The 24558-nt window shown below is 40.8% G+C and carries 25 protein-coding genes; 15 read left to right on the top strand and 10 right to left on the bottom strand.

Translation table 11 applies throughout. The annotated features are described in order from the left end of the window. The first annotated feature begins 439 nt into the window (after positions 1 to 439). Positions 440 to 1294, top strand: coding sequence for an MBL fold metallo-hydrolase (locus tag A8F95_RS11405; RefSeq protein ID WP_065410615.1), 855 nt, complete (start codon positions 440 to 442; stop codon positions 1292 to 1294). A gap of 130 nt (positions 1295 to 1424) precedes the next feature. Further along, entirely contained in the window at positions 1425 to 1583 is a 159-nt protein-coding gene (locus A8F95_RS22475; protein ID WP_176713675.1) for a hypothetical protein, read from the top strand. Positions 1584 to 1633: 50 nt separating this feature from the next. Here the strand turns inward: A8F95_RS22475 and A8F95_RS11400 are convergent, their stop codons facing one another. After that, the gene (locus A8F95_RS11400) at positions 1634 to 2863 is read right to left on the bottom strand and encodes an ROK family protein (protein ID WP_065410614.1); all 1230 of its coding nucleotides are present in this window, start codon (positions 2861 to 2863) and stop codon (positions 1634 to 1636) included. Positions 2864 to 3666: 803 nt separating this feature from the next. Between A8F95_RS11400 and A8F95_RS11395 the strand changes: the two genes are divergently transcribed. The 4 genes from A8F95_RS11395 to nhaC all read left to right on the top strand — a co-directional run bounded on the left by A8F95_RS11395 (position 3667) and on the right by nhaC (position 9558). Then, on the top strand, positions 3667 to 4929 hold the full coding sequence (locus A8F95_RS11395) for an MFS transporter (RefSeq protein WP_065410613.1): 1263 nt from the start codon (positions 3667 to 3669) through the stop codon (positions 4927 to 4929). Between the two features lie 50 nt (positions 4930 to 4979). Continuing rightward, entirely contained in the window at positions 4980 to 6431 is a 1452-nt protein-coding gene (locus A8F95_RS11390; RefSeq protein ID WP_065410612.1) for an amidase, read from the top strand. Between the two features lie 474 nt (positions 6432 to 6905). Then, on the top strand, positions 6906 to 8003 hold the full coding sequence (locus A8F95_RS11385) for an amidohydrolase (RefSeq protein ID WP_065410611.1): 1098 nt from the start codon (positions 6906 to 6908) through the stop codon (positions 8001 to 8003). A 133-nt stretch (positions 8004 to 8136) separates the two neighbouring features. Beyond that, a complete protein-coding gene (gene nhaC / locus A8F95_RS11380) occupies positions 8137 to 9558 on the top strand; it encodes a Na+/H+ antiporter NhaC (protein WP_065410610.1) in 1422 nt (473 codons plus the stop codon). 119 nt (positions 9559 to 9677) lie between these two features. On the opposite strand, the gene A8F95_RS11375 is transcribed toward nhaC, so the two are convergent. After that, positions 9678 to 10943, bottom strand: a complete 1266-nt coding sequence (locus A8F95_RS11375; RefSeq protein WP_065410609.1) for a transcriptional regulator — start codon at positions 10941 to 10943, stop codon at positions 9678 to 9680. A gap of 106 nt (positions 10944 to 11049) precedes the next feature. Between A8F95_RS11375 and A8F95_RS11370 the strand changes: the two genes are divergently transcribed. Together A8F95_RS11370 and A8F95_RS11365 are read left to right on the top strand one after the other, a co-directional pair. Beyond that, positions 11050 to 12159: a mandelate racemase/muconate lactonizing enzyme family protein gene (locus tag A8F95_RS11370; RefSeq protein WP_065410608.1), complete on the top strand. Its 1110-nt coding sequence runs from the start codon at positions 11050 to 11052 to the stop codon at positions 12157 to 12159. A gap of 17 nt (positions 12160 to 12176) precedes the next feature. Beyond that, positions 12177 to 12881: a GNAT family N-acetyltransferase gene (locus tag A8F95_RS11365; RefSeq protein WP_065410607.1), complete on the top strand. Its 705-nt coding sequence runs from the start codon at positions 12177 to 12179 to the stop codon at positions 12879 to 12881. A 76-nt stretch (positions 12882 to 12957) separates the two neighbouring features. Here A8F95_RS11365 and A8F95_RS11360 read toward each other — a convergent pair whose 3' ends face one another. Next, positions 12958 to 13932 (bottom strand): aromatic ring-hydroxylating oxygenase subunit alpha, encoded by a 975-nt coding sequence (locus tag A8F95_RS11360; protein ID WP_065410606.1) that lies wholly within the window; start codon positions 13930 to 13932, stop codon positions 12958 to 12960. Positions 13933 to 14116: 184 nt separating this feature from the next. On the opposite strand from A8F95_RS11360, the gene A8F95_RS11355 reads away from it, so the two are divergent. Continuing rightward, positions 14117 to 15454 carry a uracil-xanthine permease family protein gene (locus A8F95_RS11355; protein WP_065410605.1) on the top strand — a complete coding sequence of 446 codons (1338 nt, stop codon included), beginning with the start codon at positions 14117 to 14119 and terminating at the stop codon, positions 15452 to 15454. Between the two features lie 64 nt (positions 15455 to 15518). On the opposite strand, the gene A8F95_RS11350 is transcribed toward A8F95_RS11355, so the two are convergent. Both A8F95_RS11350 and A8F95_RS11345 read right to left on the bottom strand, forming a co-directional pair. Continuing rightward, entirely contained in the window at positions 15519 to 15860 is a 342-nt protein-coding gene (locus tag A8F95_RS11350; RefSeq protein WP_065410604.1) for a hypothetical protein, read from the bottom strand. 47 nt (positions 15861 to 15907) lie between these two features. Continuing rightward, entirely contained in the window at positions 15908 to 16171 is a 264-nt protein-coding gene (locus A8F95_RS11345; protein WP_049660999.1) for a YtzC family protein, read from the bottom strand. Between the two features lie 172 nt (positions 16172 to 16343). On the opposite strand from A8F95_RS11345, the gene A8F95_RS21925 reads away from it, so the two are divergent. The 4 genes from A8F95_RS21925 (at position 16344) to A8F95_RS11330 (ending at position 19582) form a co-directional block, all read left to right on the top strand. Continuing rightward, positions 16344 to 16481, top strand: coding sequence for a small, acid-soluble spore protein L (locus tag A8F95_RS21925; RefSeq protein WP_095407466.1), 138 nt, complete (start codon positions 16344 to 16346; stop codon positions 16479 to 16481). 345 nt (positions 16482 to 16826) lie between these two features. Next, the gene (locus tag A8F95_RS11340) at positions 16827 to 17657 is read left to right on the top strand and encodes a methyl-accepting chemotaxis protein (RefSeq protein WP_065410603.1); all 831 of its coding nucleotides are present in this window, start codon (positions 16827 to 16829) and stop codon (positions 17655 to 17657) included. 220 nt (positions 17658 to 17877) lie between these two features. Next, positions 17878 to 18090 (top strand): copper chaperone CopZ, encoded by a 213-nt coding sequence (gene copZ, locus A8F95_RS11335; RefSeq protein ID WP_065410602.1) that lies wholly within the window; start codon positions 17878 to 17880, stop codon positions 18088 to 18090. Positions 18091 to 18295: 205 nt separating this feature from the next. Further along, positions 18296 to 19582 (top strand): DUF3238 domain-containing protein, encoded by a 1287-nt coding sequence (locus A8F95_RS11330; RefSeq protein WP_141676263.1) that lies wholly within the window; start codon positions 18296 to 18298, stop codon positions 19580 to 19582. 30 nt (positions 19583 to 19612) lie between these two features. On the opposite strand, the gene A8F95_RS11325 is transcribed toward A8F95_RS11330, so the two are convergent. Next, complete coding sequence (locus A8F95_RS11325) at positions 19613 to 20002, bottom strand: thiol-disulfide oxidoreductase DCC family protein (protein ID WP_065410600.1); 390 nt, start codon at positions 20000 to 20002, stop codon at positions 19613 to 19615. A 95-nt stretch (positions 20003 to 20097) separates the two neighbouring features. Beyond that, positions 20098 to 20424, bottom strand: a complete 327-nt coding sequence (locus A8F95_RS11320) for a hypothetical protein (protein WP_065410599.1) — start codon at positions 20422 to 20424, stop codon at positions 20098 to 20100. 355 nt (positions 20425 to 20779) lie between these two features. Here A8F95_RS11320 and A8F95_RS11315 point away from each other — a divergent pair, with 355 nt between their 5' ends. Next, complete coding sequence (locus A8F95_RS11315; RefSeq protein ID WP_065410598.1) at positions 20780 to 21454, top strand: superoxide dismutase family protein; 675 nt, start codon at positions 20780 to 20782, stop codon at positions 21452 to 21454. 41 nt (positions 21455 to 21495) lie between these two features. Here the strand turns inward: A8F95_RS11315 and A8F95_RS11310 are convergent, their stop codons facing one another. Then, positions 21496 to 21972: a DUF2306 domain-containing protein gene (locus A8F95_RS11310; protein ID WP_065410906.1), complete on the bottom strand. Its 477-nt coding sequence runs from the start codon at positions 21970 to 21972 to the stop codon at positions 21496 to 21498. Between the two features lie 305 nt (positions 21973 to 22277). Then, complete coding sequence (locus tag A8F95_RS11305; RefSeq protein WP_049661009.1) at positions 22278 to 22478, bottom strand: cold-shock protein; 201 nt, start codon at positions 22476 to 22478, stop codon at positions 22278 to 22280. Positions 22479 to 22836: 358 nt separating this feature from the next. Between A8F95_RS11305 and A8F95_RS11300 the strand changes: the two genes are divergently transcribed. After that, a complete protein-coding gene (locus A8F95_RS11300; protein WP_245671274.1) occupies positions 22837 to 23955 on the top strand; it encodes a M14 family zinc carboxypeptidase in 1119 nt (372 codons plus the stop codon). Between the two features lie 152 nt (positions 23956 to 24107). On the opposite strand, the gene A8F95_RS11295 is transcribed toward A8F95_RS11300, so the two are convergent. Further along, complete coding sequence (locus A8F95_RS11295; RefSeq protein ID WP_065410596.1) at positions 24108 to 24482, bottom strand: nucleotide excision repair endonuclease; 375 nt, start codon at positions 24480 to 24482, stop codon at positions 24108 to 24110. Positions 24483 to 24558: the final 76 nt, after the last annotated feature.

The raw sequence follows: 24558 nt of genomic DNA, 5'->3' as shown, positions 1-24558 counted from the left end.
TTCTTCTGTAGCAGTCTCTATAGTATAGCACTCTTTGATCCGTTTTGGTAATAAGTTTTTTGATTCTTTAATGAAGTCGAAAAAATAGGTGATCCAATAGAATAATACAACTACTTTAGACAATATAAGTAGAAAAACAAAGGGATCCTTAAATAAGTATAAACTACTTTTGTGTTTAAATAATTAAAGATATATGAAAAAAGTATAAAAATTAATATTAATAATATAGATTTTGAATATTTAAATAAATCTTTTGACTGAAATGGTTAAAATGTTTAAGATAGTAACAATAAATGAAAGATTCAGAAAAGGGGCGAGGAGAAGGAAAGTACTGAGACCGAGAGCATGAAAAACAGCTGATACAGCTCAGAAAACTACCGTCATCATAAGGAAAATAAGAATCTTACACATAGGAACTTGAAGAGGGAGGCACAAAGAAATGACAGAAGTAAAAGTAACGATGCTGGGGACGGGGAGTCCGAGACCAGAACTCGAACGTTCAGGTCCAGCACAAGTTTTAACCGTTGGAGATACACATATTTTAGTGGACTGCGGCGAAGGAACGACTGCTCAGCTAATGAAAGCAGGCATTGCGCCAGAAAAGATTCATTATTTGTTTATGACCCACCTTCATTCTGATCATGTATTCGGGTATGGGCAGTTTTTGCTGGGTGGATGGGGGCTTGGACGACGCAAGCTTACCATCGTTGGCCCAAAGGGAATGAAGCATTTTCACGAAACGATTCTTCATTTGTTTGAAGAAGACATTTCCTACCGTACATCACTCGGCAGACCAGGGAACGGCGTGTTAGATGTGAACATTATCGAAATTGATGAGCCGGGGGAAATTTATTGTGGGCTGCCATGGAAGATTACGACTGCTGAGATGCTTCACAACGTACTGACGTATGGCTATCGTTTTGAAGTAGGAGAAAAAACAGTCGTCCTGTCAGGAGATACGGCTCCTACATCAGACCTCGTAAAACTTTCAAAAGATGCTGACCTTCTCGTTATGGATGCTTGTCTGGCACCCACTAGTGTGTATCGCCACACAGACAGCGCAGAACTGAAGGAGATTTGGGATAACTTGCAAAAAGAACATTGTACACCAGAACAGGCAGGCAGAATTGGCAAGGAAGCCGGAGTGAAAACGCTCGTTCTAACTCATTTTCTTCCCAACATTATCGAGGAAGAGACAAAGCAGGAGGCAGCTGCCGTATTTGCTGGAGAGATCATCGTTAGCAGAGACCTTCAAGTGATTCCAGTAACCAATACTGTATCCGTCCATCATTAATGGCAATTGAAAAAACGGTATGAGACTCATCTTGATTGTTCACCTCAAATGTTGAAAAGGATAAAAAAATTCATAGGTAACAAAGCCATGTGAACTTTAAGAAATCAAGCAATTCCAAAGGAAACGACAAATGAACGACTTTATTCTTTGGGTTGCTTTTTATGAGGGGGAAGCAATGAGTGTAATGAATCAAGGAGACCAAAGTCTCAAGAGAGTGCTGCGAACAAGAGATCTAGTCATTTTTGGAATGATTTTTATTTCGCCGAGTTCAGCGAGCAATAAAGAATAGAAAAGAGCTCCCTTGACAATAAGAGAGCTCTGAGAGTGTAAAGTCATCCATTACGCCATCGTGTGATCGGTTAAATAGTGGTCAATGACCATGCGGCCGGCTCCAATTGCGCTGGCGTTTTCCCCAAGCTGTCCGCGGGTGAAAATGATTTCTTGATCAGAATAAAGGTTTTTACAACGGTTGGCTGCCGTTTCGGTCACTACTTCATAAAATAAGTTCATCCTTGTGTACGTAGGCCCACTTAGAATAATAACGTCAGGAAAGAGGACACGAGCTAGGTTCGTAAGTCCAACACCGGCATAGTAGGCAGCATTTTTAACAATACGCGTAACGAGAGGATCATGTTCATTTACTGCCCGGCAGATATCCTCAAAATCTATGTCTTTAGAATCTTTAGTCCATTCAGTGATGATAGAAGGAGCCCCCTGTCCGAGACTAGCAAGGATATCTTCTTTCATTGCAACAATAGAGGAATAGGCATTAACGCAGCCATTGCTGCCGCAAATACACTTCCTGCCGTGCAGATCCACAATCATATGTCCTTGTCCCAGCATGCCTACCTTATCTGTCCCGCGTATGAGCCGGCCGTCCATAATCATAGCTGTCCGGGTGCCGGTTCCTTTAATGACATGTACAACATTTTTATATTTTTTAAATGGTTCTTGATGGTACTCTGCCAGAAGCGCCGTGTTCGCGCCGTAGTCGAGCTGCGTATGCAACTGTAGTTTTTCACTTAATAATTCGGTGATCGGCACATTTTGCCAACCGCTAGATGGGAACTGGATAGGGTTTAAAATCATTCCCTTTTCACGATCTAATGGCCCGATTGTCCCGATGCCAGCTCCTAGTATTTGATCAGGCGTCAGCTGGAACTTATTCAGCATGTGTTGAATCTGAGAAGAGATGAAGTCAGTTGTAAAAGCAGGAGTAGATGTTTCGTTCATTCTGAGGTTCGCTTCATCTAACACCGTAAGTCGAAGGTTCATTAATAATACTTTCGTATACGTTCTAGATACATCAATGCCGATCACGTAACTGGCATCTTCCTTTATGTCGTACATGAGCGGCTTGCGTCCGCCGCTGGATTCTCCATACCCGCTTTCAACGATAAGGCTCATATCCAACAATTCATCAATCAATCGAGAACACGTCGTTTGTCTCATCCCTGTGTACTTAATTAAATCACTTTTGGAAACAGGACCGTGCTCTATGATCAAACTATATAATTCCTTTAAGCTTTTTTCTTTTTGGGATAAAGGTCCTGTGAGTTGTTTTAGCATTTTTTGTCCTCCGGTTTTCTCGCTTTAAAAACATTATAACCCTTCTATCTGAAATGGTTCTACCATTAACTTCTGTCTAGTTTTTCAAAAGAAATAGAGGTGAAGATTAAACCAAAAAAGTTAAATGTTTTGAAAATAAAAAGAAAATATACAGAAAAATAAGAAAAATGTGTTTAATTACAAGAAAACTTTTGACTGAAATGGAGAAAACATTTACAATAACATTAATCTAACAATATGAACTACAAAGAGATGGGAGTGGAACTTGCATCTAAATATTGAAAAAGGAGGGAGAGTGATGACAGAAATATAAAGCACCAATGCTTCATGCAAAAAGAACTAAATTAAATGCAGAATGGGTGGTCTCTCCGTAAGCATGGACCACTACATCTTAAGTGTTGGCAAGGGACAGATGAAAGCGCAAATAAAGAGAGAGAATTTGTTGGAGCGATCGATTGTTTATTTGTTATCTTCATCTAAATCACTTGTTTAAACCGGCCTATTGTTTAGCATTTCAAAGAAATTGATTCCTCATCTTAGACCCCACATCTTCACCGATCAATATACATCACGATAAAGATAACCCTAAGCTGCAAAAGAGTATACTCAAATAAGAGATTTACTATTTGAAAACGAAAGCATGTTTCATCTGAAAGAGACTGAATATTTATAATTATTTTGTCATTTATCTATTCCTAAGCATCCATCTAATAAAGCATGAAGAAAAACTTTAGGAAGGCTATAGAGAATAGCGATAGGAAAGCGTTGCAGGTGGTTAAAGTGATGAACAAAGGGGGATTTTTATGCGTTGGGTTATTGTTGTTTTTTTATTTTTTCTATACATCATTAATTATGCAGATAAAGCCATTGTAGGATATGCTGCGGTTCCCATTATGGAAGATTTAAATCTCACATATGCCCAGTGGGGAATGGTTGGGAGTAGTTTTTATTGGTTGTTCTCAATAGCTGGCATTATTGGTGCTGCCTTATCTGATAAAGTTGGAACAAAAAAAATGCTTACTATTATGGCAATAGTCTGGACAATTTCCCAGGTGGGCGCATTCGCTATTTACAGCTTGCCGTTATTAATTTTTTCACGGGTACTTCTTGGAGCGTTTGAGGGCCCTTACTATGCAACAGCTATCAGCCATGTAAGTAAATGGTTTCCGCCGGAGCGACGGGCGTTTGCTATTTCACTTGTAAACTGTGGGAGTATGGGAGCTAAATTGATGGCTCCGCTTTTAGTTTTTATTATCCATAGCTATAGCTGGAGAGTGGGCTTCGGCTTTTTAGGATCTCTTAGTTTGATATGGTGCATATTATGGATTTTGTTTGGCCGAGAAAAGCCTAAAAATCCTATAACACTGGATGAGTCTCAAGAAAAGCTGCCAAAAGTTAAATGGAAAGACGTTTCTAAGGTTTTCCTTTCAGCTAACTTTATTTTGACGACGCTCGCTTTCTTCTCTGCTTTTTGGGTTTTATCATGGGCGTTCGTTTGGATGCCGACCTATTTAACTAAAGTGGTTCACTTATCACCAATACAGATGGGATATATCTTGGGGGGGATTGGAATTTTCACGGGGCTTGGTTCAGTGATCGTTGCAGCGTTTTCCGATTATTTACTAAAGAAAACAAAAAGCTTTCGAAAGTCTCGTGTGGTAGTGGCTGGTATTTCTTTAATTCTAGGAGCTGCAGCCTTTTTTTCAACAACAATCATTCAATCCACAGCAGGGGCTATTATCGCATTAGGGTTGGGGCTAACATTTGTTAATACAATGTTTTCTATTGCCCCCCAAATTGCTAATCATTTATTGCCAGAAAGAAAAGGATTGGCATCTGGCACGTTAATAGGGTTAGCGAATTTAGCAGGAATTGTCGGCCCGCTTGCGACTGGTTTTGTTGTTCAAATGGCAGATAACAATGAAGTTCTTGGCTTCAATTATTCTGTGTTGCTAGCAGCTTCAATTTTATTAGTATTTAGTTTGATTTTCTTAATCTTTACTAATCCCGATAAAGAAACAATAAAAGCCTCGACGCTAGTCAATAAACAGGCAGAAGCTAATTAGTAAAGAAGATTGCTTTTTGAATTGTTGTAATAGATAAAGGGGTGATCAAAATGAAGTTTTCAGAGTATTCGATTTACGATGCTGTAGGGTTGGCCGAATTAGTGAAGAAGAAAGAAGTAACTCCAAAGGAATTGGCGGAAGCTGCTTTTAAAGGGATTGAAAAGGTAAATCCGGCGATTAATGCGGTTGTGCAGATTTTAGATAAACAAGTCGATAAGGAGATAGAGAGGGGATTGCATGACGGACCTTTTACGGGAGTGCCTTTTCTCATTAAGGAATTGGGCATACAAGCTGCAGGTGTGTCCATAAGCAGCGGCAGCCGTTTGCTTGCTGGTTTGGTGACGCCGACTGATGATGAACTAATGACGAGGTTTCGGAAATCTGGCTTACTAACTGTTGGCACAACGACAACACCTGAATTCGGATATAACTTCACCACTGAATCCGTTCTTCATGGCCCTACACGCAATCCCTGGAATATAGAACGGAGTGCAGGTGGTTCAAGCGGTGGCTCTGCCGCTGCAGTAGCAGCTGGAATTGTACCAATTGCACATGCAAATGATGGAGCGGGTTCCGTTCGTGTTCCTGCTTCGTACAACGGATTAATTGGATTTAAACCGACACGAGGGCGTGTGCCCACTGGTCCTAATACAAGCGAACCGGCATATGGCCGCTCGTCCAGTTTTGCCATTACTCGCAGTGTCCGGGATACGGCTGCATTGCTTGATTGTGTAAGCGGGCCTGATGTTGGCTGTTATGCATGGGCAGAGAGGCCGAAGCTTCCGTATAAGGAAGAAGCTTTGAGGGCACCCGGTCGTCTTCGGATTGCATGGTCGGCGCAGCCGCAAAACCAGGCCCCTGTTAATGAAGAGGTGGTCCGTGTTCTTCATCAGACAGTAAAGCTTTGCGAAGAGCTAGGACATGAAGTCATTGAAGCCGCTCCAGTCGTTGACGAAGAATGGCATTCTCTTGCTGCGTTGCGTATAAAGGCAGCTTATACGACAGCTGCGATTAATAAGGCTTCTGCTAGGTTAAAACGTACTCCTTCTGAAGAAAATCTTGAAACAGCTATTTGGTCCGCCTATCAAATTGGGCAAAGCTTAAAAGCTGCTGAACTTTTGGAAGCTTTTGATATTCAAAACAGAATTTCAAGATCAGTGGGAGAGTTTTTCACGCATTATGATGTATTGTTAACCCCAACAGCTGCTCAGCTTCCTCCAGTTATAGGTGAACTAAATATGGATGCACCGGACAGTGATATGAAGGGATTTGGCAAAAAGATATTTCGTTATTTTCCTTTTACCCGGTTATTTAATACGACTGGACAGCCAGCTGTTTCCTTGCCTCTTGGCTGGAGCGCTTCCGGTCTTCCGATTGGAATGCAGTTTGCTGGCCGTTTTGCTGATGAAGCGACTCTTTTTAGGCTTGCTGGGCAGCTTGAGGAAGCTTGTTCATGGAATACCAAAACCCCCATTAATGTTGGAGCATTAATAACTAAATGAATGAATACTAGACTGTTGACAAACGCTCGCTTTCTTCGTTGCTCGCCAGACTTCGCGCCTCGAAAGATAAACGTTTTCAACTAGCCTACAGTATTGAAAATAGACTTTGTCTACACTCTCTCCCTCTTCTAAAGTAGGAGAGGGTATTTTTTTTGAGTGTTATAAAGTAGGGAAAAATAAAAAATGAACTGTAAGACTGTAAAAATATTTTTCTCTTATGCGGAAGCTTTGTTATATTGGGTTGTTGATTTCCGCTGCCATCCATTAGTGAGCAACAACATTCTCCTTTAACAGAGTCTAAGTAAAAAGACATAAGCACATTTTTTATAAAAAAATTATCAATCAGGCTAAGATACGCGCATGAAAAAGTGGTACTATCTAAATAACTTTGAAAGGCGGTGGGAAGTGAGTATACATTTTGAGAAGCGTTGATTTTGAGTTATGTAAAAGTGACATGGAAAAGGAGAGTTCTGTATGACAATAAAAGTGGAAGAGCAAGTGCTGCAATGGTTTGATTATTTTCACCAGCACCCTGAAGTGAGCTGGCAAGAGGAAGGGACCACGCAAAAAATTACGGAAATCCTAGATGAGCTGGGTGTCTCTTATCGCCGCTTTCCTGACGTAACGGGAGTCATTGCGGAAATTGGCGAGGGCGATCAAACAGTGGCTGTCCGTGCCGATATTGATGCGTTGTGGCAGGAAGTGGATGGGGTGTTCCAAGCCAATCATTCATGTGGTCATGATGCTCACATGTCGATAGTGTTAGGCGCCTTGCTTTATTTGCAAAATGAACCACTCAATAAGAAAGTTCGCTTTATTTTTCAGCCGGCTGAGGAAAAAGGAAATGGTTCGGTCGCTATGATTGAACGGGGGGCAATGGAAGGGGTGACCCATCTTTTTGGTGTGCACGTACGTCCGGAAGAAGAACTTTCATTTGGACACTTTGCACCAGCTATTCATCATGGAGCCGGTATTTTCTTGGAAGGAAAAATTATAGGGGTAGATGCCCATGGAGCACGTCCTCATCAAGGAAAAAATGCTATTGATGTGATTGTTGCTTTTCACCAATGGATCAAGTCAATTTATCTGTCACCATTCGAAACCTATTCAGCTAAGCTGACAAAAATTTTAGCTGGGGGAGAGAGTGTCAATATTATTCCAGGAACAGTTGAGTTCTCTGTCGATGTACGCGCTCAGAAAAATGACACATTGCGAGTTCTGCAAGAACGTTTAACAGAAGGCTTGGAAGGATTGAAGAATCTCTACGGGGTTGAGATAGAATTAAATTGGATTGACTATACTCCAGGAGCGGAAGTATCAGAGGAAGCGGCCGCCGTTGCCGAAGAAGCTATCCGTTATGTAGCAGGAGAAGAGGCTGTTGCACCGTCGGTTGTTACTTCTGGAAGTGATGATTTTCATTTTTATACGATTAAGCATCCGGAAGTAAAAGCAACAATGATCGGCGTAGGAGCGGGTTTAGTGCCAGGACTGCATCATCCCCATATGACATTTAACCAATCCGTATTGAATACGGGTGCAAAAGTTTTAGCAGAAGCGCTTAAAAGAGCTTAGTAGGATAAAATTTTTTGCAAAAAAAGCAAAAGATCAGATTGACGTACAGCCATTGACCAGTTATTATTACCCTATTAACGTCCATTATGCGACAATTAAAAGTTTTCGAAAAAAGAAGGAATGGGGTAAGAGAATGAAAAAAGAGATGTCTTTTTGGGTAGCCATTATTCCGCTGGCTGTCATGATTGCTGTCATGGCTGTAACTGTAGTAGTTTTAGAGCAAGGACCGCACATTCCATTGATTGTGGGTACAACGGCAGCTGCACTTGTCGCCTGGCGTTCAGGGTTTAAGTGGGAAGAAATTGAAGAGGCGATGTATAAAGGGATACGGCTCGCACTTCCGGCTGTCGTTATTATTATGCTTGTCGGTTTAACGATTGGTGCTTGGATCGGCGGCGGCATTGTCGCCACGATGATCTATTATGGATTGGAAATTATTACACCGTCATTATTCTTAGTATCGATTACGATCATTTGCGCTATCGTATCTTTAGCGATCGGAAGCTCCTGGTCTACAATGGGGACGATTGGGGTAGCGGGTATGGGAATTGGCATGAGCATGGGAATTCCTGCACCGATGATTGCTGGGGCTGTTATTTCAGGCTCTTATTTCGGGGATAAAATGTCACCGCTTTCAGATACAACGAACTTGGCTGCAGGATTAACAAATACGGATTTATTTGTCCATATTCGCCATATGCTCTATACGACGATCCCAGGATTAATCATTACGTTAGCTGTATATGCGTTTTTAGGAAAAGACTTTGGCAAAAACGGAATTGATACGGCAGACATTCAACAAACAATGAATGTACTGCAAGATAATTTTGTAATCTCACCATTTTTACTGATTATTCCATTGCTGGTCATCGTGTTAGTAGCTAAAAAGGTTCCGGCTATTCCGGCGTTGATTATCGGAATTATTCTTGGCTTTGCCTCTCAGGTCTTTATTCAAGGAGGCTCTTATACAGGAGCGATTGCTGCTCTGCAAAGCGGCTTCGTTATTGATACAGGAAATGAAATGGTTGATAACTTATTTAACCGCGGCGGTTTGGATTCTATGATGTATACCGTTTCCATGACGATTGTGGCAATGACCTTTGGCGGCATTCTGGAGTATACGGGAATGCTGGAAGCGATTGTCAAACAAATTTTGAAGCTGGCGAGAACAGGAAAAACGCTCGTTGCCTCAACGGTTGTTTCTTGCTTTGCAACAAACGCTTCTTGTTCAGAACAATACATTTCGATCGTTATTCCGTCGAGAATGTATGCAAAAGCCTATCAGGAAAAGGGGCTTCATTCGAAAAACCTGTCTCGTGCCCTTGAAGATGGAGGAACATTAACGTCTGTGTTCGTTCCATGGAATACGTGCGGAGTGTTTATACTCGGAACACTCGGTGTTCATACATTTGATTATGCTCCATATGCAGTATTAAATTTCATCGTGCCGATTCTTTCTATCATTTATGCCTTAACTGGATTCTCTATTGTAAAACTGACAGACGAAGAAAGATTGGCACTAGCACAGCAAGAGGAAGCTACATTAAATCAATAAGAAGTAAGGACAGGTAAGGCAAATATTTTCGCTTGGCCTGGTGCATGGCAAGTAAGACTCTCTCTACACTTTAAAAAAGGAAAGAAAAAGTTCTGTAAAGCGAACTTTTTCTTTCCTCATTAGTAAATAGGCATATTTAATTCATAAATAGAACGAGGGCGTCCTTGTTGATACGTCATTTCTTCACCAACAATTTTAACAAATCCATGATCGACGAGCTTTTTTAAGATCCGCTCAGTTGATCGGCGTGTGACCTGCAAGTAGTCCGAGAGATCGACAGCTGTAAATTGAAGGGATTGCCGAGACTTACCAAATTGAATAATTTTTGATATATTTGCAGGGCTAAGCTTTGTTTCTTTGGCAATTTGCAGCCATTCGGGATGATCATTTTTTAACCGTTGTGTTTTCTTTTCTTTTGGAAAAGGACCGAGCAGTTCTTTGTCTTCTGTTAAGATATAACCGCAGCTTTCATGTTCATGATGGGCCGCAAAACTGCCTGCAATTTTCGCGTTTTGATTGGCTTCGGCGGCGGTAAATCCATAGCCAAAGCCGACAGCAACAGGCTCTTGCCAATGGAGAAGAAACTCGTGGAAATCATTACTGTTCATAACGATTTCGATATCACCACGGGTGCTGTACAGTAAAAAAGCAGTTTCCGACGATTGCTGAATGGTAGCGTTCATTTTGCGGGCGAATGTATTTAAATGCTCTTTCTGAATAGCTTCTGTCTGCTTTAGAGAAATATAGCCGGCTGCGATTGTAGCCGAGTGGCTTTTCGTTAGTTCTGCTTGTGCTTTTGCATCTTGTAAGCCATGTATCAACGATTTGACTGGATCGATCATCCTCTGGGCAGGAACATCAAGCTGCTGAAGCTTGTCATACACAGCATGGATACTTGTTAACACTCTATCAATTTTCCCTGCTTGAAAGAGAGAATAGTGGAAATCAACAATACCATTAATATCAAATTTATTTGGCAATTTATCCGCGTAATCCATTATATAAAGAGGGACGTCGTGAAAGCCGATATCGGCAAGAATGTTTTGAATAAATGAAGATTCAGTCAAATCAATTGAAATCCGCTCTAATGGAATATGTTGATGAGAAATAAGAGAAAGAAGAGAAATGGCAATCGCTGTTTCATCCTGTTCTAGATAAAGAGAGGGAATCGGCATTGGCTCATGTACTTCTTTAGAAAAATAGTAAGGTAAGGCTCCTGAAAAAAACAAAACATCGCAAGGTTTTAAATGTTTGACCAGCTCGGCGGCTTCTTCCGGCCGATCATATACATAAGGCTCAATGTCAATTTCTCCGACTTGAGGTGCGACAGAGAGAATCGTACGGATAAAATCCGCTGAACCGATTACAGCAATCTTAATGGTCATGGTTCCAGCTCCTATACAAAGATAAAAGTTTAGCTATTTAACGACTATTTAACGATAACTATAACAAATATAAAAAACAATTGTAAACTGAAAGGAAGAAAAATTGATGAAGATTACAGCCATTCATTTATACGCTGCACATTTCCCTTTGCACACTCCGTTTATTGTAAGTTACCATACGTATGATTATATGCCATCTATTATTGTAAAGGTAGAAACAGATGAAGGCATCACCGGATATGGAGAAACTGTAGCCGATGAGCATGTAACAGGTGAAACATGGGAAGGTGCTTTTTATACTTTAAAGAATACACTAGCGCCTGCTGTGTTAGGAAAAAATCCATTAGAAATTGAAAAAATACACGATATCATGAATAAGGCCGTTTATGGAGCACCCGCTGCAAAAGCGGCTATCGACATCGCCTGTTTTGATATTCTCGGCAAAAAGCTGAAACAGCCTGTTTACCAGCTGATCGGCGGCCGTTACCATGATGAATTTCCGATTACACACGTATTAAGCATTGCTGAACCTGACTATATGGCGGAAGAGGCTGCGACTATGGTCGATCAAGGTTATCGTTCCTTTAAAATGAAGGTCGGCAACGATGTGAGAAAAGATGTCGAACGGATAAAAGCGGTGCGGGCAAGAGTAGGAGAGGGGATCGCGATTCGGGTGGACGTCAATCAAGGATGGACAAATAGCGCCACAACGTTAACGGCGTTGCGGGCTCTTCGAGAAGTCAATCTTGATTGGCTGGAGCAGCCGGTATTGGCGGACGATATAAATGGAATGGCATTTATTCGATCAAAGACGGACATTCCTTTAATGGTCGATGAAGGATTAAAAGGTCCTCGGGAAATGCGCGAAGTCATCGAAAAACAAGCCGCTGATAAAGTGAATATTAAATTAATGAAGTGCGGAGGGATTTATCCTGCGGTAAAATTAGCTCATCAGGCGGAAATGGCAGGGCTTGAATGCCAAGTTGGTTCGATGGTTGAATCGTCTATTGGTTCTGCTGCTGGATTCCACGTGGCTTTTTCAAAAAAAGTCATCACAAGTGTTGAATTAACAGGACCTTTAAAATTTTCAAAAGACGTTGGAAACCTTCATTATGACGTTCCATTTATTAGATTAACGGAACAGCCGGGGCTTGGTGTAGACGTGGATGAAAAAACATTGGCGGAGCTGACAGTTTTCGAAGCAGCCATCCGTTAACGGAAGGGAGAATTTTTATGAGAGTCATTCATGAAGGAAGATTAAGTACGAACAATCAAGCATTTACTATTGTACGATTATCGATGGAGCATATCGATCTTATTCTAGAATTACAGCAAGTAGTCATTGAAACGTTAGAAAATAAAGACATATTACAGCCGCTTTCCTATGAAGAATTTCAGTATATTCTCGAGGGGAAAGGATTGATGGTCGGGACATTTGCAGACAAAAAACTCATCGCTTTCCGGGCTTTGCTGGTGCCGCCTCTTGATGAAGAGCATTTAGGGAGAGATATTGGCTTAACAGAGGAAGAACTGTCAAGTGTGATTTACCAAGAAATTTCGAATGTCCACCCTCATTATCGCGGCAATGGCCTGCAAAAGCTTTTAGCTCAATGCATTATGAAAGAATTAGAGACACTTGACCAACAGTATAAGTATGTTTGCTGCACCGTGGCACCATTTAATATCCCAAGTTTAAAAGACAAATTTGCTCAAGGAATGGAAATGGCAACGTTAAAAGAAAAATACGGCAGTCGGCTTCGTTATGTTTTTGTGAAGGAACTAAGAGAAGACCGCACCGAAAAAGAGTGGGAATTCGCAACAAGCCGAATGGACGATACGACTGGGCAGCAAGAGCTGTTTAAGCAAGGGTGGAAAGGATTCCGCATGGAAAATCGTGAAGGCATACAGTGGGTTGATTTTAGAAGAGGGATACAGTAAGACTGCGCTCTGTATAATGTAATATAACAACCCAAACAAAAAATCGGGCAAATCGCCCGATTTTTTTGGTTGGTTATTAAGATGTTCCTAACGTCACGCCGAGTTTTTTCAAGTATTGGCGATAGGCAATGCTCACCCGGTCAGAGATAAGGGAAAGCTCGACCTGCAGATCAAGCGGCAGCTCTTCTGGTTTTTGGTTTTCAACAACCGGTTTGTCCTGAGAGAAAATTTCGTCTTGGAACTCAATCAGCTGTTGGTCTGTTAGTCCAGTGTCGTAGTTAAAGGAAAGAATGCCATAAGCAATGGAGGTCGTTTCAGTAACAGGACGGACTGTTAAGAGAATGGTCATCAATGTATCATTTTCGCGATCTTTCTTCGTGAATTTTACAGTTAATGGCCGAATGATTTCATACGTATAGTAGACATATTTTGGTACACCAGAACCATCAGGATCCGGCTGGTAAATCGCGATCTCATCAGAATAGATGCGCCCATCTTCCCAATGAACTGCATAATCCCCAATTTCGCGGTGTTCCTCTGATCCAAGATAGCCTTGATGCACAACAGCCAGATGGCCAACGTCCAGGAAGTTTTCAACGATACGCGGCGGTTTTGCTTGTACTTCTTGCGGTCCCCAGATCACATTATGAAATTCGGTCCCTTCCATTTCTTCGTAACGAAAGAATTCCGGTTGATTGTTCGCTAAATTCACCCAGATAAAACCATACTTTTCTACACAGGCATAGGAGGCTGCTTTTGCTTTCTTTGGAATAGCTCTTCCTTCTGGGAGCTGAGGGATCTTTACGCAATCCCCTTTGTCGTTATATTCCCAAGCGTGGTAAGGGCAGACGAGACAGTCATTTTTCACTTCGCCAAGTGACAAAGCGGCTCCTCTATGAATACACAAATCTTTAAAAGCATGTACACCCTCACTATTTCTGAAAATAGCTAGTCGTTCTCCCATAAGAATAACTTGAATGGGCTTTTCCTTTACATCTTCTGAACGACAAGCCACGATCCAATCTTGCTGTAATACTTCGTCTCGTATCATAGTTTGTATCCCTCCGAATCAATATCATGTCTTTATTTTAATAAGAGGATGGCAGTTGGTCAACAGAAATACGAATTAAAATATATTATTTTAGAAAAATGTTCGTTTTTTATATACAAAAAAGATTTTTTTATATATAATCCACTTGAAAACAAAGAAAATACGAATAAAAGGAAGGGTTGCAGTGGAGAATAAGTCAGGAAATAACATTATTATTGGAGTAGATGATAAGGTCAGCCCTGGTAAAGCGTTCGTCCTTGGCTTACAGCACGTGCTGGCTATGGACTTATATATTGCCCCCATCGTTATCGCAGGCCTGCTTGCGCTGAGTACAGAAAATACGTCTTTCTTTATCCAAATGTGCTTCTTAGCAACAGGACTCGCGACATTGATTCAAACAGGTGCCGGGATTAAACTTCCGGTTGTACAAGGTCCCTCTTACGTGCCAATTGGTGCGATTGCGGCGATTGGCGGAAAGCTCGGTCTTGGAGCGATCGCTGGCAGCCTCATCCCGGGTGCTCTTATTATTGCTCTTCTTGGATATCCATTAAAATGGTTTGCTAAAGTGGTCAGAAGGATTGTTCCGCCGCTCGTCGGCGGCACTGTTATCATTATTGTCGGCATCGCTTTAATGCCTGTTGGACTGAACAACGTATTTATTTCAGAAGGAAACATTGGAAATAATATTCTGATCGCGGCTGTCTCGGCTTTAGTACTCGTTATTTGTATGCTGCTTGGCCGCAAAAAGAATGGTTTTAGTACGTTTTTGCGCTTAGTATCTGTTATTATCGCGATTGTCGTCGGCACAGTCACAGCCAGCTTTTTTGGTACAGTTGACTTTTCTCCAGTAAAAGAAGCGAGCTGGTTTGCACTGCCAACCGTATTCCCATTTGGAAAGCCGGTATTTGATGCCGGTGCCATTGTTACGATGGTGTTTGTCTATTTCATTATTTTAATGGAAACAACAGGTACCTGGTTCGTTGTATCCACAGTAACAGGGAAAGAATTGGACGAAAAGCGTTTGAACCGTGCCTCTGTTGGAGAAGGACTTGGCTGTTTTATTGGAGCTTTGTTTGGCAGCACGCCGATGACAGGTTATTCATCGAATGCCGGCCTCTTAGCCATTACTGGCGTAGCAAGCAGAATGGTCATTATGGCGAGCGGATTGATTCTTGTCTTTCTTGGCCTAATTCCTAAATTATCCACAGCGATTACGTGTATCCCTGAGCCTGTTATTAACGGAATTTTTGGTATCGTTTGTGTCGCCATTGTTACAAATGGCATGAAGGTGATTCAGCCCATTATTATTGATGATCGAAATATGATTGTGATCGGTATCCCAATTTTATTAACTATTGCTGTCACTATTTTACCGAAGGAAGTATTAAGCAGTGTGCCTGACTGGGCTAACTACATTTTGTCTTCTGGCATTACGGTCGGGGCATTGGCAACGGTTCTTCTCAACTTGGTTATCCCGGAAGAAAAAAGAAGAGTAGAAAAGGAAGTAAGCAGTATACAATAGGTTAAGAAAAGACCATCATTCCTCTAAAGGGAAGCGATGGTCTTTTCTTGTAAAAAGGAGGTGATTAAGGAAACCGAATAGGAATGTCTAATTTATGATGATCCCTATAGGAACGATAAGCGACGATACTCCGGTCTTTTGTCTGGGCATCTAATTGCAAAATATGCGGGCCCTTCATTTCTAAATAGTAACGGATGCCCATCGTTTCAAGGTCATAAAAGGTAAAAGTTTTTCCTAAAAAAGTTTTCGTTGCTTTTTTTGTATCATGATGAGTCGGAATGAAGGCGGCTAATTCTGTAATAGAAGCAGCAGGAGTACCTAATAAGTTAAATGTTTTTTCTTTGATATAGGCGGTAGCCCGTCCGACTGTCTGTTTGGCCTGATCCATCATCTCGTTTATATTCATCGTCATCACCTCAAGGGCTGGCCCAGTTGTGGTGGGCCAGCTATGTGTTAATGGTCTAATAAAATCATGCTGTTTTGTACTTGCTGCAGCTGCAGTCTCATGCGATGGAGCTGCTCTCTTTGTTGGGCATTTGCGCTAAGCAGCAGCTTATCCAACTCGTTGTACGCATCTTCCAACATGAATTGGGACCCAGAAAAGTTTCCGTCGTTATCATGTTCTTGTCTCGCTGCTTCCTTGTATTGTTCTTCCGCATGGTTAATAGCACTTTGGCATCTTTCCAAGCATTCATCAACGGATTGTCTTGTTGCCATATCGATCCTCTCCTTGCGACAATAATTAAAAACTTGTCGTCGGTTGTAGTTTTACCTTTTTTATTTCCGATTATCAAAGCCAAAGTTTGAAAAGGCATTAAGTGGCCATGTGACATTTTTCCATACTACAGCTTGCTCTTTACGCAAATAGTAAAGAAAGGAGGTGTTTTAAATGAGCAAGAATCGAAATCGAGGCAATAAGGCGTTTAGCGGGGTCAATCCTCAAGGATATGCAGGGGGCGGCAAAGGAGATACAAGCCCTAAATCACAGCTTGAAGAGAGAGCAAAACATAGTAACACGAAGCGCTAAAATAAATTCCCCTGCCATTACGGCGGGGGAGCTGTCAGGTATCATTGGGTATCTTTGCTTTATGTAAGTAAAAGCTTTTTTTTACGTCCGACTTGTAACTGTAATACTGAAAGAATGTTCTAATGCCCGTTGTCGTGTTATTTAGTGTACATAAAGGTGGCTGGGCATACGGATGAAGGAGTTAATGCTATTTAATCCCTTTCTTCGTTTGCCTCATGAGCTGTTTACACATCAAGGTTATATCTTCTTTTTGCTGAAAAATAGGTCTATTTACTTATAACGAATTTCATAGATTTGTTGGTTGAATAGTGATAATATTTACATAATAAGCAAGGGGGGAGAGCAATGACTCATCAATTACGAGAGATAGCTGAAAACTTGCCAATTATTCAACAGTCCTATCCGGAAGATACATGTTTAATTTTAAGTGACAAAGAAAAAATCATTGGCTATCTTCCAGGAGAAGCAATCGACTTAAAATTAAAAGTCGGAGAAAGCATGTCAAAATACAAAAAGTCTGCTACTTATAGAGTCCTGCAGACAGGGGAAAAAATTCGTGAAGAAATACCAGCTGATATGCTTGGTGTTCCTTATATATCCACATGCACACCGATTAAGCAAAACGGACAAGTTATTGGAGCCTTTGCCGCTGTAGTTTCCAATCAAAAGATGGAAGACCTGCGTAAAGGAGCAGAAAAGCTTAGTTCCGTTATTAGTCAAATGACGGCTTTCTCGGAAGAAATAGCTGCCATTACCAATTCTTCAGCAGATAAGCTTCAAGAGTTGTCTCAGCAATCCGAGGCCATGAAGAATAATATGAAGAGTGTAGAAAGAATAATTCAACAAGTGAAGGAAATCTCCTCGAGATCGAATATTTTGGGATTAAATGCCTCGATCGAAGCTGCTCGCTCTGGAGAATTTGGAAGAGGCTTTTCAGTTGTAGCGAATGAAATCCGAAAAATGGCTGCAAATAGTAATTCAGCCGCTGAGGATATTCAACAGCAACTGGAATTAACACAAAAAGAAATTTCAAAAATAAATGCCTCTATTCAGGAAATTGCCGCTCAAACAGAAGAACAATCGGCTAGTACTCAAGAGTTCCACTCAATGGTAGAGAGAATTTCAGATACAGCTGAACTTTTAAATAAACATGGAAAGACTCATCAAAAAGCCTAATCGCAGCTGCCAGAGAAGGCGATCTTTTTTATGGGACTTTCGTGGTTAGACCATGTTTTTTCTTTCCGCCCATTGATTCCTTGCAGAAGATCTTCTTCCTGTATATGAATAAAGCGTGTGTTTATTCCAATAAAGAAGAGTGAATAAATAAGAAGCAGCACATCCCATCCCTGTAACAAGGTAGATCGTCATAAAGCAATAAAATGGAGGAGGAAGGACAATGGAACAAGTCACATTGTATGTACAAGGAATGTCTTGCGATCATTGTGTTCATGCAGTTGAAAGCAACGTTGGAAAATTAAATGGAGTCGAATCTGTGAAAGTACATTTAGAGGAAAACACGGTGGACGTGTCTTTTGATCCAAACGTTGTCTCTATAAAAGATATTACGGATGAAATTGAAGAACAAGGATATGATGTAGAACAACAGTAGGTCGTGCTGCTTTTAGCACGGCTTTTTTATGTAATCATGACTCATGCTAACTTGTCTAATGTATGAAAACCCAGGTCATACGCCACTTTAATGAAGAATGAAGACAATTTGTGAACGATTGGCAGAAGGTGTGGAAAATATCCGATCAGGGTATAACAAAAGGTGTTTCCTAGTACTAATAGTTCTTTAAATGTAAAAAAGCGGGGTGGCAAAAGCGATGTATCGTTATTCTATAGCTGCATTGGGTTTAGCGGGAAGCATTTTATTGTCTTGGAGAAAAAGGCGACAGCAGAGATTAGCCCGCATTAATAGCCTGATGATCAAATCCATTAAACAGAAAGAAAATGAGATTACCTTTCATTGGATGGAAGGGAAGGGAGCTTATAAAGTATACAGAGAGGATGAGCTGATTTATTCAGGAACCGATCAAGAGATAACGGATACAGGACTCGTTCCGGGAAAAACCTATCTATATACAGTGAAAAAGATGGGTCCTGCCAACCAACTCGCTAATACGATAAAAATACAAACCTCTACTGTAACGAAGGATCAAAACCCTGCGAACGTATTGCAAAACTTAATTGTTACGACGATTGTAACCCATTCAGTGATCAGCATGGAATGGGAGCCTATTGAAGGTGTTAAAGAGTATATAGTTTACCGTAATGGAGAAAAAATAGCGAAGGTCAAGGATTGCCAATTTATCGATGATATGATCGAGAGCGACAAAGACTATCATTATTCCATTAAGGCGACTCGTCCACTTGCGCTCTCTGAAAAAACAATGAGCGAGGAAAAGTTTGCTATTGCGGGAATCATCGGCTTTTTTAAAAAGGACACCTCAGAGAAAGAAGCGGTATTGGAGAGGTTTAGCTTAACTAAACAAATTGGAATGGTTGAAAGTGTGTTAAGGCCAAGGGAGCAGACTTCTGACCGGACAGAGTGGGCGATTCGGTACACTACATTTTTAACAAATAAGTGGCTAAAGAATCCAAACTTCTTTTCTACTCTTCGTTATTTTGAAGGAGATGGGCGGGGATTTGATCCAGAAGCCCCTAATTATCGTACGAGAGCAGATATCTTAATCAATTTTGACGGGCGAAGCCCTAATGTTCGTTTAGTGAAAGATGTTGGTAAAACAAAAGCTTACGGGTGGACAAGAAGATTTAAAGAAGAAGAGACTGCCTCAGCGGAAGGAATTCAGTTAAAGAAGTCAAATGTAACAAATAAAGAAGCCTCCATTCAGCTTATCCATTCTGTAGGAAATCCCCTCGTTGCTTCACCGGCCATCGACTATAAAATGCATGTCCGCCTTTACAAGAATGGATTTTATGATATTAGTGGAGTGCATGACCAATCTCCGCATCAAGAGGTGTATTTGAAGAATAATTATACTTCTTGGCAGCCTATTCATCAGGCTGAAAGCAAGGGTCTCGAATGGTTGTCTGCTACTATGGCTGATCAATTTTGGCGTGTGTCTAATTTCAAATAAAAAAGGAAAAGCAGAAGTGCTTTTCCTTTTTTATATAAATCGTGCTCGCACGCTTGGCGATGGGAGCATACAGCTTTCTTTTTTTCCAAACCACTTATAACGATTTTTAGCAATGAAATCATAGGCGATGTTTCGGATTGGGCGAGGAACGATGATAAAAGCATATAGTAATTTCCAAGCGCCTTTTAAATGCCTGCAAATTCGAAGGGCCGCCGCCGATTTATAATACACTTTATCGCCTTCAATCAAGATCATACTGTCGATATCCGAAGGAACGTGATGCTTCTTTAGTAATTCCTGCCCCGTTTCACTTTGCAAAGAAGCAAAATGAAACATTCCTTTAGGATCATTCTTTATAATAAACTGAACGCTTGAATCACAAAAATTACATTCACCATCAAATAAAACAACAGGATGCATGTGATGTCCTCCTTATCTCTTATAATATAAAATTCTCTCTTTCTCTACTTTAACCTCTTTCCTATCGGGTAAAACACTTCATCAATTTATTATAGTTAGCCTTGATCGATCGTTTGTATTCTCTTCTCTATTTCTTCAACACTCATTTTTTGTAATGGAAATGCTTGCTCCAAGGCTTTTATTTGTTTAATAGCTTCTTCATACTCGATTGACTGATTATACACCTTCTCAAAGACAATCGCTTTTTTAGCGGCTTCCATTAGGATTTTTACTTCTATCTCCTGGTCCGCTCCTCCTGTATCTTCATCTCCAAGTGATATGCCAGAGGAACTCTTTTCCTGTTGGGAGATACATAATTGTATGTTTCCTTTTTCAGATTTCACTAACTCTGTCAACTCACTTAAATTTTGTGTTTGCTGCACGCTTTATCACCTCACGTTACCTTTACCTTATTTTTGAAAAAATATTCTTTAATGAAAGAATAAAAATAGAATAGTTGCCGTTAACAAGGGAATTACCTCTGCTGAAAGAAGAGGATGAATAATTTGTAAACGGCACTTTTTTATTTCTTCTTTTACAAACAAGGCGATGACAGTTCCCTTAGCAAATAGAAGCGGGAAATGTGCGAAAGGATTTAGGATAGAGGGCAAGCAATCTTTCTTTTTTTATGGCTTCACTAGGTCGAATGAAGTGAAATTCGCTAAAAGTGTTTAAAGAAGTTTTGAACGGTGTAAAGTGAGTGTATATGTACATAATTTCTGGAAGGGGAGGATGATTATGAGAAAACTATTATTTTTCACATTTATCTTAGCTGTAATGCTAGTCATCAGTGCTTGTGGCGGCGGAGATAACAAAGAAGCGGATGAACAGAAAACTAAAGAAACGACTGCTGAGAACGATGCTACAGCAACAGAAAAACAGCCAAGTGAGGAAACTTCAACAGAGGAGCAGGCTCCTGCATCTCCAGATACACCAGTTGCTGGAGAGGGAGAAGATAATGATGCTACGGTCATTGATTTAAAAAATGATGAAGGTAAAAAAGTGGGGACAGCTGAACTGAAACAAACAGCAGAAGGAGTAGCCATTAAAGTAGATGCTTTAGAACTACCGCCTGGTGAGCATGGATTTCATATTCATGAAACGGGAAAATGTGACGGGCCGGATTTTGAATCAGCAGGTGGTCACTTTAATCCAACGAATGCCAGCCATGGAATGAACCATGAAAAAGGTCCTCATGCTGGTGACTTGCCAAACCTGAACGTAGGAAAAGATGGGACAGTTAAAGCGGAAATGATCGCAAAAGAGGTCACACTTAACAGTGGGGAAGATCATTCTTTGTTGGATCAAGATGGATCTGCTCTTGTCATTCATGAAAAAGCAGATGATGGCAAATCTCAACCAGCGGGTGACGCTGGATCACGTATTGCATGCGGAGCGATAAGCGCTCAATAACAGATTGACAGCCTTTCCCGAGTGGGAAAGGCTGTTCATCGTTAACTGGCTATCTTTTTTTGTTTTGGAGCATATTTATTTCCGATTTTGAAGATGATCGGGGTGCCGATAATGGTCGGCAATAGCCAAATGGCGAGTATAGGCACCTCATTTAAAAGTGGAATCTTCGGACTATTCACGACAAGGGTAGCTGTGACGATGCCAATATAAGAACCGAGCATTCCTGCAATATGCTGACTTAGCCAATTTTTTCTCTTTTTCTTTACAGACACGTAGCCGAGCAAAGCAAAGGCGAAAGAAAAAAGAGCGATATAAAAAAGATAGGCGCTTTCCTGCCAATGTGTAATAGCCATGATGACAGCGGAAAGAAAAACGAGTGAATAAGACCAGAAATATATTTGACCTGTGAGTGTGTGCTTTCCTTTTTTCTTCTTGGAAAAGCCAGCAATCAGTCCCGTGATCAAACAAATAAAGCCTGTGAAAATATGAACGATTAGTATCAAATTAAACAAATGGATCACCTCTTAAAAAGTAATGAAGAGTTATCGGAAGCACACAAAAAAAGCAACTGCACGTTCAATAGAAAGTTGAAGGTGAGTTGCCGCTTGTCTAGAATAGCCTTCGCTATCCCAACTTCATTAAGTTAGTGGTGTTATATAATAGGCTGTTGACAAGCACGGGACTTCTTCGTTGTTCGCCTGTCTGAAGTGCTTATGACGATCGCGGTCATTCAGATCTTCACCAGGCTTCGCATCTCGAAGGATCATCCTTTTCAATCAGCTTGAGAGCCCTGAGCTAAACTTTATCTACATTCTTTATATGATTATGCTTTTTGAACGTTAGTTGCTTGCAAGCCGCGTTGGCCTTGTTCTGTTTCGAATGTAACGTTTTGACCTTCGTCTAAAGTTTTATAGCCGTCACCTTGGATAGCTGAGAAGTGAACGAATACGTCATCTCCGCCTTCACGCTCGATGAATCCGAACCCTTTTTCTGCATTAAACCATTTTACTTTACCTTGTTCCATCTTACTTCCTCCTCTTATGTGCACAGCACACTTATAGTACTATCCTTGCTCAAATCCATTAGACGAAAGGTAGTTTCGCTTAATCTTTTTCTTCGAACAAAAATAATTCTCCTTAACGATAACAGATGCTGTAAAAGAAGGCAACAAAAGGAGGGAATAACTTGCCGACAGTATTCGCCAAGTCGTTATATTTAAAGAAGAAATTGTCGAAAAAGCTTTCGGTTTCACAGCATTCCAAACTTTTTTCCTATCTTTTTTAGCAAATAAGCAAGAATAAATCAGCTATTCGCCTTATTTATTTAAATATTCTAACAATTTATAATGATAGCGTATGTAAATAACAATTGGGGGGATGGGTGTGAAGAAAGTCATTACGTGCGCTTTAGGTTTCACTTTGTTGTTTTCTGCAGGCTTTTCAACTTCTGGAATGGCAGCTGAAACGGTACCTGGAGGGCCTTCGACAAATGGACAGCTAAGTTATGACAGCCTTGTTACATATGAGGATATGATCAAAATGTTGAAGGATATTGAGCAAACGAGCAAAGGCAAGGTTGAGGTCTTCACGTTAGATCAATATGGGAAAAGCGAGCAGGATCGCAGCTTCTATGCAGCGAAGGTTGGGACAGGCCCAATTAAAGTGTGGATACAAGCGCAAATTCACGGAGACGAAAAATTAACAACACGTGCTGTTTTAGACTTGCTGAAAACATTTGGCAGCAGCGGCTCAAAAGATGTAGAAGCTATTTTAAAGAATGTAACCATCTATGCGATCCCAATGTATAATCCGGATGGTAGCATTATGAATACAAGATCAACGACACTGTATGAAAATGGAGAGCCAAAGCTTGGATCTAACGGCAAGTCGTTAACAATTGATTTAAACCGCGACTGGGCGGAGAAGGGCTTTAAAGCAAAAGAATCACTTGTTTTTTATAAGTACTGGGCTGATGTAAAGCCTGATTATGCCGTCGATCTGCACCATCAAGGCTTTAAAACAGTATACGGCACGAATGAATCTACTACGATGTCACTTGGAGTCTCACTTGCTCCAAACGGCCCAACGTTGCCTTCTGTGAAAAACTACAATGACGTTACCCGTCAAATGCAAGTATATGTCTATGATGCATTAAAAGACTACGGCTATATGCACATTGACCGCTACCAAGTCGGAAGCGGTGAGAAGAGGTATGAAATTGACATTAAAGGCGGAGTTGTTTCGGCCATGATGCTCGGTTTGAATTACAACAATCTTAATCCGACACATCATAGCAATCCGGCGATTTTCTTTGAAACAAAAGGAAACACACGCGAAGGGAATCTTGGACAAAAATCGAATGGCTATTTGACAAAGCAAAATTATCTTGGATTAAAGGCTATTCTTGAAGGCATTGCCTCTGGGAAAGTGAACAGTGTAGATCCTAATCGTTGGCAGGAAATTCCAGCCTATCCTCTTGCCGGCTATCAAAAAGATTATTAATAGCTAATCTTCATGATACACGCCAGTAAGCAGTATGTACTCGCCATAAACTTTAGAATACTGACCGCAAATTCATAAACACGAGCGGCTTGGGTAGCTGCCGCAAAGAAAACAGCCATAGGGGTTAAAGCCTATGGCTGTTTTCGTTAATATTATCTAAAAAATGCTTTGTCGATATTATACTTTGATTGGAATTTATTAATGATGTAGGTTTCATAAATTTCTCGTTCCATTGGGTCCTCGACGTAGCAGACTTCAATCTTATAGACATCATCCCGATACAGCTTAATTGGGGAAGCAGCGTCCTCAAAGCTTTTACGGATGCGCATTCTTAATTTTCGCGCTTTCCCGACGAACATTAATTCATCATGAGCATCATAATACATATAAATGCCGCCTTTATCGCGGGCAATTTTGTGGTAGTCAATGAAGCCGTATTGTCTGGCAATGGCCGCTTCACTCGTATCTCCTTCTGCATTCTTTTTTACAATCGTAAGGTCTGGTTGTGGTACTTCAATTTTTATCATTTGCAATCGCTCCTATTCTTCTTTAAAGCGTACCATAAATGACAGGAAAAGCCACTATTCCTTTGTTCATTGCGTC

Source organism: Pseudobacillus wudalianchiensis (genome assembly GCF_001685015.1).
Lineage (GTDB): Bacteria > Bacillota > Bacilli > Bacillales > Domibacillaceae > Pseudobacillus > Pseudobacillus wudalianchiensis.
The sequence above is the reverse complement of the archived record's forward strand: the minus strand, read 5'-3'. Positions and strand labels throughout refer to the sequence as shown.

Coding starts and splice junctions, on each gene's coding strand:
- A8F95_RS11405 (WP_065410615.1), top strand. CDS start 440: ATGACAGAAGTAAAAGTAACGATGCTGGGGACGGGGAGTCCGAGACCA.
- A8F95_RS22475 (WP_176713675.1), top strand. CDS start 1,425: ATGAACGACTTTATTCTTTGGGTTGCTTTTTATGAGGGGGAAGCAATG.
- A8F95_RS11400 (WP_065410614.1), bottom strand. CDS start 2,863: ATGCTAAAACAACTCACAGGACCTTTATCCCAAAAAGAAAAAAGCTTA.
- A8F95_RS11395 (WP_065410613.1), top strand. CDS start 3,667: ATGCGTTGGGTTATTGTTGTTTTTTTATTTTTTCTATACATCATTAAT.
- A8F95_RS11390 (WP_065410612.1), top strand. CDS start 4,980: ATGAAGTTTTCAGAGTATTCGATTTACGATGCTGTAGGGTTGGCCGAA.
- A8F95_RS11385 (WP_065410611.1), top strand. CDS start 6,906: ATGACAATAAAAGTGGAAGAGCAAGTGCTGCAATGGTTTGATTATTTT.
- nhaC (WP_065410610.1), top strand. CDS start 8,137: ATGAAAAAAGAGATGTCTTTTTGGGTAGCCATTATTCCGCTGGCTGTC.
- A8F95_RS11375 (WP_065410609.1), bottom strand. CDS start 10,943: ATGACCATTAAGATTGCTGTAATCGGTTCAGCGGATTTTATCCGTACG.
- A8F95_RS11370 (WP_065410608.1), top strand. CDS start 11,050: ATGAAGATTACAGCCATTCATTTATACGCTGCACATTTCCCTTTGCAC.
- A8F95_RS11365 (WP_065410607.1), top strand. CDS start 12,177: ATGAGAGTCATTCATGAAGGAAGATTAAGTACGAACAATCAAGCATTT.
- A8F95_RS11360 (WP_065410606.1), bottom strand. CDS start 13,932: ATGATACGAGACGAAGTATTACAGCAAGATTGGATCGTGGCTTGTCGT.
- A8F95_RS11350 (WP_065410604.1), bottom strand. CDS start 15,860: ATGAATATAAACGAGATGATGGATCAGGCCAAACAGACAGTCGGACGG.
- A8F95_RS11345 (WP_049660999.1), bottom strand. CDS start 16,171: ATGGCAACAAGACAATCCGTTGATGAATGCTTGGAAAGATGCCAAAGT.
- A8F95_RS21925 (WP_095407466.1), top strand. CDS start 16,344: ATGAGCAAGAATCGAAATCGAGGCAATAAGGCGTTTAGCGGGGTCAAT.
- A8F95_RS11340 (WP_065410603.1), top strand. CDS start 16,827: ATGACTCATCAATTACGAGAGATAGCTGAAAACTTGCCAATTATTCAA.
- copZ (WP_065410602.1), top strand. CDS start 17,878: ATGGAACAAGTCACATTGTATGTACAAGGAATGTCTTGCGATCATTGT.
- A8F95_RS11325 (WP_065410600.1), bottom strand. CDS start 20,002: ATGCATCCTGTTGTTTTATTTGATGGTGAATGTAATTTTTGTGATTCA.
- A8F95_RS11315 (WP_065410598.1), top strand. CDS start 20,780: ATGAGAAAACTATTATTTTTCACATTTATCTTAGCTGTAATGCTAGTC.
- A8F95_RS11305 (WP_049661009.1), bottom strand. CDS start 22,478: ATGGAACAAGGTAAAGTAAAATGGTTTAATGCAGAAAAAGGGTTCGGA.
- A8F95_RS11295 (WP_065410596.1), bottom strand. CDS start 24,482: ATGATAAAAATTGAAGTACCACAACCAGACCTTACGATTGTAAAAAAG.